The organism is Lacrimispora sp. BS-2 (assembly GCF_040207125.1).
Taxonomy (GTDB): Bacteria; Bacillota; Clostridia; order Lachnospirales; family Lachnospiraceae; genus Lacrimispora.
In genome coordinates this window covers 3,303,137-3,317,773 of the sequence record NZ_CP157940.1, presented here as the reverse complement: position 1 = coordinate 3,317,773, position 14,637 = coordinate 3,303,137, and the positions used below count along the sequence as shown (strand labels likewise).

16 protein-coding genes are annotated in these 14,637 nt (G+C 45.4%); 10 read left to right on the top strand and 6 right to left on the bottom strand.

Going from position 1 to position 14,637, the window contains the following annotated elements; translation table 11 throughout:
• Nucleotides 1–53: 53 nt before the first annotated feature.
• The 4 genes from pflA to pflB are packed head-to-tail and all read right to left on the bottom strand — an operon-like array spanning nt 54 to nt 3,460.
• On the bottom strand, nt 54–827 hold the full coding sequence (gene pflA / locus ABFV83_RS15550; RefSeq protein ID WP_349945076.1) for a pyruvate formate-lyase-activating protein: 774 nt from the start codon (nt 825–827) through the stop codon (nt 54–56).
• Nucleotides 828–851: 24 nt separating this feature from the next.
• A complete protein-coding gene (gene grcA3, locus ABFV83_RS15545; RefSeq protein ID WP_349945074.1) occupies nt 852–1,097 on the bottom strand; it encodes an autonomous glycyl radical cofactor GrcA3 in 246 nt (81 codons plus the stop codon).
• A 20-nt stretch (nt 1,098–1,117) separates the two neighbouring features.
• A complete protein-coding gene (locus ABFV83_RS15540) occupies nt 1,118–1,387 on the bottom strand; it encodes a hypothetical protein (protein ID WP_349945073.1) in 270 nt (89 codons plus the stop codon).
• 12 nt (nt 1,388–1,399) lie between these two features.
• On the bottom strand, nt 1,400–3,460 hold the full coding sequence (gene pflB, locus ABFV83_RS15535) for a formate C-acetyltransferase (protein ID WP_349945071.1): 2,061 nt from the start codon (nt 3,458–3,460) through the stop codon (nt 1,400–1,402).
• Nucleotides 3,461–3,710: 250 nt separating this feature from the next.
• On the opposite strand from pflB, the gene ABFV83_RS15530 reads away from it, so the two are divergent.
• Complete coding sequence (locus tag ABFV83_RS15530) at nt 3,711–3,911, top strand: DUF1858 domain-containing protein (protein ID WP_054741877.1); 201 nt, start codon at nt 3,711–3,713, stop codon at nt 3,909–3,911.
• A gap of 117 nt (nt 3,912–4,028) precedes the next feature.
• On the opposite strand, the gene ABFV83_RS15525 is transcribed toward ABFV83_RS15530, so the two are convergent.
• Nucleotides 4,029–4,901, bottom strand: a complete 873-nt coding sequence (locus tag ABFV83_RS15525) for an AraC family transcriptional regulator (RefSeq protein WP_349945069.1) — start codon at nt 4,899–4,901, stop codon at nt 4,029–4,031.
• Between the two features lie 123 nt (nt 4,902–5,024).
• Entirely contained in the window at nt 5,025–6,347 is a 1,323-nt protein-coding gene (locus ABFV83_RS15520) for an alpha-glucosidase/alpha-galactosidase (RefSeq protein WP_349945067.1), read from the bottom strand.
• Between the two features lie 118 nt (nt 6,348–6,465).
• Between ABFV83_RS15520 and ABFV83_RS15515 the strand changes: the two genes are divergently transcribed.
• From ABFV83_RS15515 to sdaAA, 9 genes are all read left to right on the top strand, one after another.
• The gene (locus ABFV83_RS15515) at nt 6,466–7,263 is read left to right on the top strand and encodes an AraC family transcriptional regulator (RefSeq protein WP_349945065.1); all 798 of its coding nucleotides are present in this window, start codon (nt 6,466–6,468) and stop codon (nt 7,261–7,263) included.
• 154 nt (nt 7,264–7,417) lie between these two features.
• Complete coding sequence (locus ABFV83_RS15510) at nt 7,418–8,755, top strand: sugar ABC transporter substrate-binding protein (RefSeq protein ID WP_349945064.1); 1,338 nt, start codon at nt 7,418–7,420, stop codon at nt 8,753–8,755.
• A gap of 106 nt (nt 8,756–8,861) precedes the next feature.
• On the top strand, nt 8,862–9,767 hold the full coding sequence (locus ABFV83_RS15505) for a sugar ABC transporter permease (RefSeq protein ID WP_349945062.1): 906 nt from the start codon (nt 8,862–8,864) through the stop codon (nt 9,765–9,767).
• Nucleotides 9,768–9,779: 12 nt separating this feature from the next.
• Nucleotides 9,780–10,610: a carbohydrate ABC transporter permease gene (locus ABFV83_RS15500; protein ID WP_349945060.1), complete on the top strand. Its 831-nt coding sequence runs from the start codon at nt 9,780–9,782 to the stop codon at nt 10,608–10,610.
• A gap of 13 nt (nt 10,611–10,623) precedes the next feature.
• The gene (locus ABFV83_RS15495) at nt 10,624–10,767 is read left to right on the top strand and encodes an alpha-galactosidase (RefSeq protein WP_349945059.1); all 144 of its coding nucleotides are present in this window, start codon (nt 10,624–10,626) and stop codon (nt 10,765–10,767) included.
• A 175-nt stretch (nt 10,768–10,942) separates the two neighbouring features.
• Complete coding sequence (locus ABFV83_RS15490) at nt 10,943–11,617, top strand: PAS domain-containing protein (RefSeq protein WP_349945057.1); 675 nt, start codon at nt 10,943–10,945, stop codon at nt 11,615–11,617.
• A 210-nt stretch (nt 11,618–11,827) separates the two neighbouring features.
• Nucleotides 11,828–13,036, top strand: a complete 1,209-nt coding sequence (locus tag ABFV83_RS15485; RefSeq protein ID WP_349945055.1) for a dicarboxylate/amino acid:cation symporter — start codon at nt 11,828–11,830, stop codon at nt 13,034–13,036.
• Nucleotides 13,037–13,069: 33 nt separating this feature from the next.
• A complete protein-coding gene (gene sdaAB / locus ABFV83_RS15480) occupies nt 13,070–13,738 on the top strand; it encodes an L-serine ammonia-lyase, iron-sulfur-dependent subunit beta (RefSeq protein WP_054741862.1) in 669 nt (222 codons plus the stop codon).
• A gap of 9 nt (nt 13,739–13,747) precedes the next feature.
• On the top strand, nt 13,748–14,626 hold the full coding sequence (gene sdaAA / locus ABFV83_RS15475) for an L-serine ammonia-lyase, iron-sulfur-dependent, subunit alpha (protein ID WP_349945054.1): 879 nt from the start codon (nt 13,748–13,750) through the stop codon (nt 14,624–14,626).
• The last annotated feature ends 11 nt before the right edge of the window (nt 14,627–14,637 follow it).

Here is a 14,637-nt window from a genome sequence, read left to right as displayed (position 1 = left end):
TATTTTATACTATAAATCAGAAATATTCAAGTAGAAAATGGTACAATTATTGTTTAATTTTGGGAGCAATACCGATCAGGGATTCCTGTGCGGACATCCCTGATCCCGCTTAGGATGATCTTCTTGGCGGCAACGGCTCCTTCTTTTGACATGGGAGGAATATCCTTTAAAGGATATTCCATACCCAGGCTCTCGTATTTTACCTTTCCCATGTCATGATAAGGCAGGACATCAAGGGCCTTCACATTCTTAAGTCCGCCGATAAAACGCCCCAGCCTGTATAAATCAGGGGTTTCATCTGTGATCTGGGGTACTACCACGTGACGGACCCACACCGGGATATCCCGGTCACTTAAGTACTGGGCAAAATCCAGAATGTTTTCATTGGAATGCCCTGTAAGTGTTTTGTGCTTTGTGTCATCAATGTGCTTGACGTCCAGCATGATAAGATCGGTAGAGTCCAGAAGACGGTCTATTTTCTTCCTGTAATCCGGATCATTCCCATGAAATGTGACACCTGAGGTATCCAGACAGGTATGGATGTTTTTCTTTGCTGCGGCTTCAAAAAGCTCAGTCACAAAATCCAGCTGCATAAGGGGCTCCCCGCCGGTGGCCGTTATGCCTCCTCCCCGGTAAAAATTCCGGGACGATTCAAACTGCTTTAATAGTTCTTCTGTTGTCATCGGCGTGCCGCCCGCCATTTTCCAGGTGTCCGGATTATGGCAGTATTGGCAGCGCATGGGACAGCCCTGTAAAAAAATCACCATGCGCACGCCCGGCCCGTCAACGGTACCAAAGCTTTCAATGGAATGTATATATCCTGTCATACAGATCGCCTTCTTTGCTTTTTATTACATATTGTTGTGGAACGTACGGGAAATCACCTCATCCTGCTGTTCCTTTGTAAGCTTAATAAAATTCACCGCATAACCGGATACCCGGACTGTAAGCTGGGGATAATTTTCCGGATGGTTCTGGGCGTCTAACAGGGTATCACGGGTGAAGACATTGACATTTAAGTGATGTCCGCCTTCTTCCACATAGCCATCTAATAAATTAACAAGGTTATTGATTTGAGATTCGCTGATATTTGTCATTTTCTGATCCTCCTTTTGTATTAATAAGTGTCTTCCATAAACAGCCGGTTGCTTTCCGGGTATTCCCCGTCTGTGTCCATGGCCTCGAACAAAGTCGGTACTCTGCAGGCGGAATTTCCGTCTGCACAATCCGTGGAGTTCATGGTGGTAACTGATTTTGCCATTGTTTTATCGGTACTTACCGTATCGTCTTCTGATACACGGATGTTCATGTGGCCAACCTTTCCGGCCATGAACTGGTCAAGCATGGAGACGATATCGTCAATCAGTTTCTCCTTTGGGTCTGCCATAATAACCACTCCTTACTTCTGGTCTTCATTAAGAGCCAGCTCTAAATCTACCTCTAAATCTCCTGTGAAAATCTGATCTTCCTTACCAAGAGCTCCCGGTACGATGGAGAAGGTATTGGAGATGCCATCCTGGGCATCTTTAAACGGAAGCTTTGCAACCGATGCAAGGGAAGCGACGGCGCCGTGGGTATCTCTATGATGCATTGGATTGGCACCAGGTGCAAAGGCTTCGCCTTTCTTACGTCCGTCAGGAGTTGCTCCTGTATTCTTACCATATACGACATTGGAGGTGATTGTCAAGATAGAGGTTGTTGGAATACCGCCCCGGTAGGTATGGTTTCCTTTTATATAGTTCATGAAGGTGTGAACCAGGTCGTTTGCAATCTGGTCTACCCGGTCATCGTTATTGCCGTATTTTGGGAAGTCTCCTTCTACGATGTAGTCAACCACGATTCCGTTTTCATCCCGGACCGTCTTTACCTTGGCATATTTGATAGCGGATAAAGAGTCAGCCACTACGGAAAGTCCGGCAATACCGGTTGCGAACCAACGGGTTACCTTTTTATCGTGAAGAGCCATCTGAATGCGCTCATAGCTGTATTTGTCATGCATATAGTGAATGACGTTCAGGGTGTTTACATAAACCCTTGCAAGCCAGCTCATCATATCCTTATAGGCAGCCATAACCTCCTCATAATCCAGGTACTCAGAAGTGATGGGACGGTATTTAGGGCCGACCTGATTTTTGGTAACTTCATCAATGCCGCCGTTAATGGCATATAACAGGCACTTTGCCAGATTGGCACGTGCGCCGAAGAGCTGCATTTCCTTACCAACCCTCATGGAAGATACGCAGCAGGCAATGGCATAATCATCTCCATGGGTCACTCTCATCAGATCATCGTTCTCATACTGGATAGAAGAGGACTCGATGGAGGTCTTAGCGCAGAAGCGCTTAAAGTTTTCCGGAAGCTTTGTGGACCAGAGCACGGTTAAGTTCGGCTCAGGAGCTGTTCCCAGATTCTTAAGGGTGTGGAGGTAGCGGAAGGAGGTCTTGGTCACCAGATGGCGTCCGTCAATGCCGACTCCTCCGATGGATTCTGTTACCCAGGTAGGATCGCCGGAGAACAGCTCATTGTATTCCGGAGTACGGGCAAATTTGACCAGACGAAGCTTCATGATGAAATGGTCTACAGCCTCCTGGATATCTTCCTCGGTAAAGGTCCCCTCTTCTAAATCTCTCTGTGCATATACGTCAATAAAGGTGGAGGTACGGCCTAAGGACATGGCGGCTCCGTTCTGCTCCTTGACAGCGGCAAGGTAAGCTAAGTACAGCCACTGGATCGCTTCTTTTACATTGGCGGCCGGTTTGGAAATATCAAGGCCATAGATTCTTCCCAGCTCCTTTAATTCTTTAAGGGCACGGATCTGCTCAGAAAGCTCTTCTCTTTCCCGGATCACGTCAGAGTACATGGTGGTACGGGTCGTATCCTTCTGTTCTTCCTTATCCTCAATCAGGCGGTCAATGCCGTACAGGGCCACCCGGCGGTAATCTCCGATAATACGTCCGCGGCCATAAGCATCCGGAAGGCCTGTGATGATGTGGTTGGAACGGCAGTCGCGCATTTCCTGGGTATAAGCGTCAAAAACACCGGCATTGTGTGTCTTTCTGTGAACTGTAAAAAATTTCTTGACTTCAGGATCAATGGTATAACCATTATCTGCACAGGCTTTTTCTGCCATACGGATGCCGCCGTAAGGCTGTAAAGAACGTTTGAAAGGCTTATCGGTCTGAAAACCTACGATTGTTTCTTTATCTTTATTTAAATATCCCGGCCCGTGGGAGGTGATGGTGGAAATGGTCTTTATATCCATATCCAGGACGCCGCCGGCATCCCGTTCCTGCTTGGATAAGTCCATAACCTGCGCCCAAAGAGCGTTTGTTTCTGTGGTTGGTCCGGCAAGAAAAGAATCATCTCCATCATAAGGAGTGTAATTTTTCTGTATAAAGTCCCTGACGTTGATCTCCCGTTCCCAAACACCGCCTGTGAAGGCTCTCCATTCTGTTCTCATAATATTTACCTCCGTGAAATCTAACTGTATAAGTGTAAGTTATAAATGAGTGCCGTCAAAGATTATAATTCCTACAATCTTTGTATGAATGTATTATACATAATACTGTATACAATGTCAAGGTTCTTAATTGAGAAAAACCATCAGAAGGGAACCTGAATGAAAAAATAGAATTTAGTCCTTGCTAATCATAAGTAAAAGTATTATATTATAAAGACAGTAAGTACAATTTTTTAAGGAGGAACACAAGATGCAGATCCAAAAGGATATGTTAATAGGCGCATTGCTAGAAATGGACGAGAACATTGCACCTATGTTAATGCGTGCAGGTATGCATTGCCTCGGTTGTCCGGCATCTCAGGGTGAGTCCCTGGAGGAAGCCTGCCAGGTTCATGGAATAGACTGTGATGTTCTGGTTTCCCAGATTAATGAAGTGTTAGCAGACAAATAGAATATGTTGCAGGAGGCAGTCCTAAAGGACCAGCCTCCTGCTTTTTTGTGTCCAAGGAGCTGGGCGAACACGTTTGTATGTTCATTTGGCAGCTGCAGCGATGGCTATAGGAAATTCTTATGGCTGCCGTTTTTCTTCCCTGTAATGCTTGGGGCTGACGCCGAATTCCTGTTTGAATATTTTGGAAAAGGTTAAAGGGTTATGATATCCGATTCCTGTGGCGATTTCCTGAATGGATAAGGATGTGGCGGAAAGCTGGTGGGCGGCAATGTTAAGCCGGAACCTCATTAAGTATTCCTGAGGTGAAACGTGAAGCTGCTTTTTGAAGATTGAGGTTAAATAGGAGCGGTTGATCCCAATGTAGTCCGCAATGTCCTGGACTTTGATGTGATCATAGTTCAGCTTAATATACTGAAGGGCATAATCCACATAAGTATCGATGGAATAGTCGTGCTGGTTCTTTTTAATGATTCTTATGGTATTCTGCATTTCGATCAGGGTGGACAGTATTTCGTATAAGTATCCCACCCGTTTGATTTCATTGGCAAAGGTCAGCTCGCTGGTATCCAGTATTTTGTGTATCATGGGAAGATAAAGCTGATTGGGAATCTGGGAATGGATGGCTGGGAGCTGTGGAGACAGGCTCGCATAGCTTAAATAAGCCTCCGCCATTTCTCCGTCAAAGGTGATCCACATGTATTCCCAGGGGTTTTTGCAATCAGCATTGTAAAGAACGGGATGGCCCTTGGGAATGAGAAAGATGTCATCGGTTTTTAAATCATACCGTTTTCCATTAACTTCCAGGGACCCTGCGCCGCCTATCACAAAGTGCAGGTGATATTCATTTGGAATCTTGTGGTCGTAGGTGTATCCGGGAGGACACTGCTGGATTCCGCAGTGAACCAGGTACAGATCATTGGTCTGCCGTTTGATGTTCCTTAAGCAGCGGAACCCGGCTACATTCTTATAAGTTGTCTGTTTTTCACTCAAATATATACCCCCTCAAAATGGTGAAAGACCCTGTCAGACGATCCGCTTTCATTTGGATGTTTGATAGGGTCAAGTATACAGATATTAAGCGCAGCTTGAAATGACGATTCCCGGGAAATTCTGTTAATGGTACATTTTCATGTAGCTGCCATGGGCTGCAATAAGTTCATCCACCATAGCGCGGATATCTTTTATGTTCAGTTCGGCGGCGGTGTGAGGATCCAGCATGGCTGCCTGGTAAATGGTTTTTCTATCTCTGTTACGGGCTGCCTCTATGGTGAGAAGCTGTGGATTTATATTTGTCATGTTCATGGCTGCCAGCTGGGTAGGAATGCGTCCCACATGGCAGGGAGTAATTCCGCTTCCGTCTACCAGACAGGGAACCTCTACGCAGGCGTCGGCAGGAAGGTTATCGATCAGCCCGTGGTTTAATACGCTTGCTCCGATTTTATAGGGCTTATTAGTCACAATCGCTTCCATAATATAGGAGGCGTATTCATGAGAACGTTCATGGGTGATCTGGCCGTTGTTTAGTATCGAGTTCTTTTCTTCCTCCCATTCGTTGATCTGCTTGATACAGCGCCTCGGATACTCATCTAAGGGAATCTGGAATTCTTCGATCATTTCCGGATATCTGGATTTTATGAACAATGGATTGTATTCTGCATTGTGTTCGCTGGATTCCGTACAATAATAGCCCAAATGGTTGATGTATTCAAAGCGGACCATATCTTTATGTTTTTCTGTCTGGTTTTTCTCAAGGGCTTTTTGGCGGATGACGGGATAAAGATCGTTTCCATCCCTGTCATGGAGCTTTAAGAGCCAGGCCATATGGTTGATTCCTGCGATTAATTCTGTCCGCCCTTCCAGCTTATCCTCCATATCAAGCCCCTTTAATAAGGTTTCTGAGCATACCTGGACGCTGTGGCATAAACCAATGGTTTTAATGGACGTATAACGCTGCATGTATCCAGTTAAGATAGCCATGGGATTGGTATAATTTAAGAAGTAAGCATCCGGGCAAACATCTTCCATGTCTCTGGCAAAATCCTCCATAACGGGAATGGTTCTTAGACCCCGCATGATGCCGCCGATTCCCAGGGTATCCGCAATGGTCTGCTTTAAGCCGTACTTTTTAGGGATTTCAAAGTCAGTTATGGTACAGGGATCGTATCCGCCCACCTGAATGGCGTTTACTACAAAGGTGGCACCGGACAAGGCTTCCTTCCGGTTTTCCTCTCCCAGATAAGTTTTTATATCAGCCCGTCCCTGATTTACATTTTTGTTGATTGCATTCAGGATGAGCTCTGAATCCGAAAGGCGGACCGGATCAATGTCGTAAAGAGCGATCCTGGCGTCCCGGAGTACGGGAGTGCACATGCAGTCACCTAAGACATTTCTTGCAAATATCGTGCTTCCTGCCCCCATAAAAGTTATTTTTACCATGTTCCTTCCTCCTTGTTTTTCCTTGTCTGTCTGATGAGGATATTGTATAATTGCAGCAGAAAAAAAGATAGGACGTTTGTTTCATAAAATTGTCGTTTTGTTGAATGGAGGGTTAAGCATGAATCAATGGGTACGGGCACTGACCATTTATTACTGCGGGCGAGAACAATGTTCATCAGGACATTTTTTCGGACCTGCGATCCGGAAGCATTACCTGATGCACGTAATACTCCGGGGAAAGGGAATCTATCGGACGGGAGGCGAGGAATATGCCTTAAAGGAGGGAGATGCATTTTTAATTAAGCCTCAGGAGGTCACTTATTATCAGGCGGATAAGGACGAGCCATGGGAATATGCCTGGGCAGCTTTTGCAGGGACTGAGGCAGAACGGCTTTTAAGTGATTACCGGCAGGAAGAAAGCGGGTATGTTTACCACTTTGATGAAGGGAATGAATGGCGGACTGATATGGAACGGCTGGTGACTGCCTTTCAGAACGGGGGCCATCATGTGGATGAGATGACGGGGCATCTTTATCTGCTGTTTTCCAGGCTCCCTAAACGGGGAAAGGAAGTGGGAGAGTATGAGCAGAGCTATTTATCCAGGGCGGAATCCTATATACGCCATAATTACAGCTATCCCATTCAGATCGGAGATGTGGCAAAATATGTGGGGATCGACCGGACCTACTTATACAGGCTTTTTATGAAATATAAAGGGATTTCGCCAAAACAGTATTTAACGGCCTACCGTATTATGGAAGCAAAGCGCCTGCTGGAGGATACGGGCCTCAGCGTAACGGAAACCGGTTTATCCTGCGGCTTTCATGATACCTCGGTATTCTGCAAAAGCTTCCTTCAGACGGAGGGAGAATCCCCTCTCCAGTATCGGAAGAAGATGAGAGAAGAGGTTCGGTAAATATAACAAAACACCATGTACCTGTCACATTAGTCTATGTAATGTAGATGAAAAATGGTTTATAATCAGCAGTAAGAGATGGAAAAGTATATAAAAATATGCTGTAAAATCAGATTTAACTATATAAATCGACTAATTAAAGGGAGGTAACAAAATGAAACGCAAATGGTGGTTGACAGCAGCAATGGCAGCAGTTATGGCAGCAACACTGGCGGGCTGCGGGAGCAAGACCGGGAATGGAACTGCCCCTGCAAGCGCAGGAGAAACAACTGAGGCAGCGGAAAGCTCCGGTGAACCGGGAAATACCGGTGCCCAGGGAACCCTGACGGTTGCAATCTGGGACAAGAACCAGGAGCCGGGACTTACGGAGATCATGAAGGACTTTACAAAGGAAACGGGAATTAAGACACAGATTCAGGTAACCCCATGGGAGCAGTACTGGACCATGCTGGAAGCAGGGGCAACCGGCGGATCTCTTCCCGATGTTTTCTGGATGCATTCCAATGAGATTGCAAGGTATTCCGAATACGAAATGCTTTTGGACTTAACGGACCGGATCAAGGAAAGCAAGACGCTGGAAATGGATAAATTCCCAAAAGACATTGTGCAGATCTATAATTGGGAAGGCACAAAGCAGTATGCGGTGCCAAAAGATATTGATACCATCGCGCTTTGGTACAACAAAACCATGTTTGATGAAGCAGGAATCCCCTATCCCCACAAGGATTGGACCTGGGATGATTTTGCAGCAGCAGCCAAAAAGCTGACCAAAGGGGATGGAAGCCAGTATGGATTTGCTTTAAGGCCCACCAATGACCAGGCAGGCTGGAACAATATCGTTTATGATATGGGCGGTTATGTGATCAGCGATGATAAGAAAACCTCCGGATTTGACCAGCCGGGAACCATCAAGGCCTTAACATTTATAACCGGCCTGATGAAAGAGGGATATGCGCCGTCATATGAAGTGATGGCAGAAAATACAGAGGAAGCTTTGTTTGAAGCCGGCAAGGTAGCTATGATTACGGCTGGCTCCTGGATGCTTCCGGAGCTTTGCAATAATGATTACGTAAAAGCAAACGGGGACATCGCACTCCTTCCCAAGGATGGGGCCTCTGGAAAGAGAATCTCCATTTATAATGGACTGGGCTGGGCGGCTTCCGCCAATACCGGCATGCCTGAGGAAGCATGGAAGCTCATCGAGTATATGGGATCAAAGGAAGCCCAGCAGAAACAGTCTGACCTTGGAATCGTTATTTCTGCTTATGAAGGAACAACGGATAACTGGATAAAGGCATATTCAGGCTTTAACCTTCAGGCATACTTAGATATGATGAGCGACCTGGTCATCAGGCCCTACTCAAAATCAACGGTTGCGTGGAACAATATGACCGGCGAAAAATTGATTGATGCGTGGACCGGAGCCAGGAGCGTGGAGGATGTCTGCAAGGATATTACTCAGGAAATGAATGCTATGCTGGCACAGGAATAAGAGGAGCTGGGGAGGCAGGTTTTTTAAGCGCCTCCCCTTTTTAACCGGATCAGGCAGTGAAGCGGATTGGGAATATCCGTTTGACAAAGAAATACGGAGGGTCTGCATGAATAGAAAATCAAAGGTATCAAGGCGGGAGAGAAGTGAATTTTTATGGGGGTGGCTGTTTTTGCTTCCAACCATGGCGGGTCTTATTATTTTAAATATCATCCCCATTTTCCAGACCATTTATCAAAGCCTTTTTAAAACAGGGGCTTTTGGCAAAGGCAATGTATTTATTGGCCTTGACAATTACGGTCAGCTTTTCAGTGATGGGACTGTATGGCAGGCCTTGTGGAATACATGTAAATATGCCTTGGTGGAGGTCCCCTTTTCCATTGCCATTGCCCTTTTAATAGCTGTCTTTTTAAACGGTAAGATCCGGGGGCGCTCTATATGGCGGACCATTTATTTCCTGCCCATGGTGGCAGCTCCTGCTGCGGTGGCAATGGTCTGGAGATGGCTTTATAATTCGGAGTTCGGGCTGCTTAACCATATCCTGCGGGGAATGGGCTTTTCCGGGGTAAACTGGATATCCAATCCCAATATTGCCTTCATCTCTGTTGCTGTTGTAGGAATCTGGTCCGTGATCGGGTACAATATGGTGCTGTTTTTTGCAGGTCTCCAGGAAATACCCCGGGATTATTATGAGGCGGCGCAGATTGACGGGGCGGATGGCATCAGCCAGTTTTTTACGATTACATTGCCTTTAATATCACCTACCATGTTTTTTGTGACCGTGACAAGAGTTATAGGAGCCATGCAGGTGTTTGACAGCATCTATATGATGATGGGGAGAAGTAATCCGGCCCTGGGAAAGACCCAGTCCCTGGTGTATCTTTTCTATAAATATTCCTTTATTGAAGGAAACAAGGGGTACGGCTCTTCTATTGTCATGCTGCTGCTTCTGGTCATTCTTCTGATAACGGTGATCCAGATGTTCTGCCAGAAAAAATGGGTGAACTATAGCTAGGAAAGGAGAAATATGGATAAGAATAGAAAAATCAAATCAGGCATCATTTACTTAATCCTTGTCATAGGGTCCGTTATTATGCTGGTGCCTTTTTTGTGGATGTTTTTAACAGCCTTTAAAAGCACATCAGAGGCCACTCAGATGAATCCGTTCATCATCTTTCCAACAGTATGGCGGAAGGAAGCATTTCTTTCGGTGGTGAGCAAGATGAACTTTTTGAGGCTGTATTGGAACACCCTTTTGCTCATTGTGGAACGTGTCATTTGTGCAGTTCTCACCGCAACCATGGCGGGATATGCCTTTGGACGCCTTCACTTTAGGGGAAAGAATCTGGCGTTTTCTCTGGTTCTGTTTCAGATGATGGTACCATCCCAGATTTTTATTATCCCACAGTACTTAATGGTGAGCAGGCTGGGAATGCTAAACACCTCCTTTGGCCTGCTTTTTCCGGGGCTTGTGACGGCCTTTGGAACCTTCCTGTTAAGGCAGGCCTATATGGGGCTGCCCTCCTCCCTGGAGGAGGCGGCCCGGCTTGACGGCTGCAATATCGGCCAGACCTTTCTCTATGTGATGGCCCCCCTTACAAAATCTTCCATGGTGGCTCTTGGCATCTTTACCGCGCTGTTTGGATTTAAAGAGCTGATGTGGCCTTTGGTGGTAAACACGGAGCAGAATACCATGCCCTTGTCTGCCGCCCTTGCAAAGCTGCAGGGGCAGTTTGAAACAAACTATCCGGAGCTTATGGCGGCATCCTTACTGGCCTGTATTCCCATGATTATCATATATCTTATATTCCAGAAGCAGTTTATAGAAGGAATTGCTACATCAGGAGGAAAATTATAAAAGGAGTCCAATTATGCCTATCATTTATCATGAACAAGCAAAAGAAACGGGAGTCGAGCTGTTTGTTCTTGACGATGGCTGGTTTGGTGAACGCAATGACGGCCACAGAGGCTTAGGAGACTGGTATGTGGCTTGCCTCTTTCCTCCTTTGTATTGAGAAAAAAACGGAATAAAAAAAGAGTCCAGGCAGCCATTGTCTGGACTTTTCAATGTAATAAATTACATTATTTTCAAGTAACTACTGTTTTTTATTGAAAAATATTTTATAGCATGTTATAATTCCATAAATTAATGCATTATTCCTGAAAAAATGAACATAGGGGATGATTACAATGAAGGATTATAATGTACATTTAACACTGATTGACCGAGTTATACTGGAATCTTATAAGATCATGATGGAAGGGCTGGCGGATTACCTGGGGGGAGGCTATGAGATGGTGCTTCACAGCCTGGAGGATACGGAACATTCTGTCATTAAGATCATCAATGGGCACCACACAGGACGTACGGAAGGGATGCCGATTACGGACCTGGCTCTCCAGATGCTGGAAGAAATCGAAAAAGATGGTGAAAAAAGCTATATTTCCTATTTTACCAAGAACAAAAAAGAAGAACCGTTAAAATCCTCTACCATCGTGGTACGAGGGGAAGAAAAAAGGATTATCGGACTTTTATGCATCAATTTTTACTTAAATACAGGCTTTGCCGAGATCCTGTCCAGCTATATTCCTCAAATATCCACTCATTCCCTGGTTAAAACTGAAACTTTTGCAAATAATTTAGATGAATTGATTTTCAGCAAAGTCCAGGAGGTTCGGAAGGAGGTAATGGAAGATGATGGGATACTTCCGTCTCTTAAAAACAAGGAGATCATTAATTCTCTGCACCAGCAGGGGGTTTTTACCCTGAAAGATGCGGTTGTAAAGGTGGCTGTTTATTTGGGAATTTCAAAAAATACCGTATATATGCACATTCGGAACGCAGGCGTAAATACAGAAAAGTAAAACGAATAAACATTAATACAGCAGAATCGGTTGACAAAACAAAGCCCTGCAACTTTTTGTGCAATGTGACAAAAAACGCGCAGGATTTTTGTTTATTTATTAGAAAAATAGAATAATATTGCAATCTGAAGTTATCTGTGATAAAATAAATTACACCAAATAAACAAAATAATAAAATTTATTTTATTCGAGTGAAAGGAAGGTATTGATATGGAGGAAAGTAAAAAGAGTAAGAAGGGATTGGGACTGGTACCAAGGCTGATTATTGCAATTATCATTGGTATTTTGATTGGTATGTACTGCCCCAGTTTTGTAACTTCGATATTGATAACAGTATCGGATTTGTTTAAACAGTTTTTAATGTTCATTATTCCACTTATGGTGGTAGCTTTTGTTACTATGGGAATCGCAGACCTGTCTCAGGGAGCCGGAAAGCTGTTAGCGTTTACCGCAGCGATTTCCTATGCTTCCACACTGCTGGCAGGAAGCGCATCTTACGCTGTAGCAAGTTCGTTTTTCCCTTCTTTTGTGAATGAAGAGGTAGTTGCGAAAGTTGCTTCTGCAAGCGACAAGGCTATCAGCGGATATTTCTCACTGGAAATCACACCGCTGCTTGAAACAACGGCTGCTGTTGTACTGGCCTTTGTTCTGGGAGTATGCATCAGCACCATGCGGGGCAAAGAGATCGGAGATACCCTCTATAATGTGATCAAAGAGTTTTCCGAGATCATTACAAAGGTATTGGGCCGGGTGATCATTCCGCTTCTTCCTTTGTACATCTGCGGAACCTTTGCCAAGATGACTTATCAGGGAACTACCTTTGCGATTATGTCAGTGCTTTGGAAGGTATTTGTGATCGTTATCCTTCTTCATTTGATCTATCTGCTTGCAGCTTTTACCTTTGCAGGTATATTGACAAAGAGAAATCCGCTTACCATGCTGAAGAACCAGCTGCCTGGCTACCTGACTGCCATTGGTACCCAGTCTTCCGCTGCCACCATTCCGGTTAATATTAAATGTGCGGAAAGCAATGGTATTTCAGAAGAAATCCGTAATTTCGTAATTCCGCTGTGTGCTAACATTCATATGGCAGGTTCAATGATCACCATTACCTGCTGTGTGACCGCGACCCTGCTCATTTACGGTATGCCTCATGGATTCCTTACCCTGTTCCCGTTTATCTGTGTACTGGGAGTGGCTCTGGTTGCATCTCCGGGAGCTCCGGGAGGCTCTATCTTTACGGCGACTCCATTCTTCCCGATTGTAGGAATACCTGCAGTAGGAGATATTGCCAGCCTTTTACAGGCAATGTATATTGCACAGGACAGCTTCGGAACTGCATGTAACGTATCCGGAGATAATGCGATCAGCGCGCTGGTTGACTTGTATTATCATAAATATATTAAGAAAGATAACTAAGGTTAAGGTGACTGCGAAAGGAGAAGGCTGTTTATGCCGTCTATCAGTATTTTTGAAGTAATCGGCCCCAATATGGTAGGGCCATCCAGCTCCCATACTGCAGGTGCTGTGGCGATTGCTCTTCTGGTTAAAAAAATGTTCAATGAGCCGATCAGCGAAGTGGAGTTTGTTTTGTACGGTTCTTTTGCAAAGACCTATAAGGGCCATGGAACCGACCGTGCACTTCTTGGAGGAATCCAGGGGTTTGAGACGTATGATCTTAGAATTAAGAATTCCTTCCAGCTGGCTGATGAATGCGGGATAAAGTATTCTTTCCGCGTAGATGAAAAGGAAACAGAAGTTCATCCAAACACAGTAGAGATCCATGTGTCAGGAGAAGAGGGCGGGACCATGTCCGTCCGCGGCGTTTCCTTAGGAGGCGGCAAAGTTAAAATTGTCAGGATCAACGGCATTGATGTAGACTTTACCGGAGAATATTCCACACTGGTCATACGGCATTTAGACTATCCCGGCATGGTGGCCTATATTGCTACCAGCTTAAGTGAGCGCAATGTAAATATTGCATTTATGCGCCTGTTCCGGGAACAGAAAGGGGCAACTGCTTACTCTGTGGTGGAATCTGATGAGGAAATTCCACAGGAATTGCTGGAAAAGCTGCGGGAACATCCGAAAGTAGAAGATGTTATGCTTATTCAGGTTTAGGAGGCTTTTATGGATTTTATATCAGGAAGTGAATTATTGAAATTATGTGAAGAAAATCACTGCCGGATTTCAGAAGTGATGCGGGAGCGTGAAGCCAGTGAGTTTGGCGCGGATTCGGAGGAGACTATAAGCCGGATGAAGGAAGCTTACCGTATTATGAAGGAAGCCTGCCACAAGCCGTTAGATCAACCTGTGGCTTCCATCGGCGGATTGATCGGAGGAGAAGCTGCAAAGGTACGGAACAGAAGGAGATCAGGAAAATCCATATGCGGAAGCATGTTATCTAAGGCGATTACCTATTCTCTGGCTGTTTTAGAAGTGAATGCTTCCATGGGCCTTATTGTGGCCGCGCCAACAGCCGGAAGCTCCGGGGTGCTGCCTGGGCTGCTGCTTGCTCTGGAAGAAGAGTTTTCTTTAGACGACGAACAGATCATAGATGGCCTTTTTACAGCAAGTGCGGTTGGTTATCTGATTATGAGGAATGCTACCGTGGCCGGAGCACAGGCTGGCTGCCAGGCTGAGGTTGGAGCTGCTGCCGCAATGGCAGCGGCAGCAGCAACGGAAATCATGGGCGGAACGCCCAAGCAGTGCATGGATGCAGCTACTTCTGCAATCGTAAATCTCTTAGGGCTGGTCTGCGACCCTGTAGCCGGTTTGGTGGAATACCCCTGCCAGAACCGTAATGTTTTAGGGGCTGCCAATGCACTGGTGTGTGCAGAAATGGCATTATCAGGAGTAGAACAGTTCATACCGTTTGATCAGATGGTGGATACCATGATGATGGTGGGGCGTTCCATCCCATTTGAATTAAGGGAAACATCACTTGGCGGCTGCGCAGTTACGGATGCTGCCTGCAGAAAGACCTGCGAGATTTTTAAAACAAAGTAAAAAGTTATCGT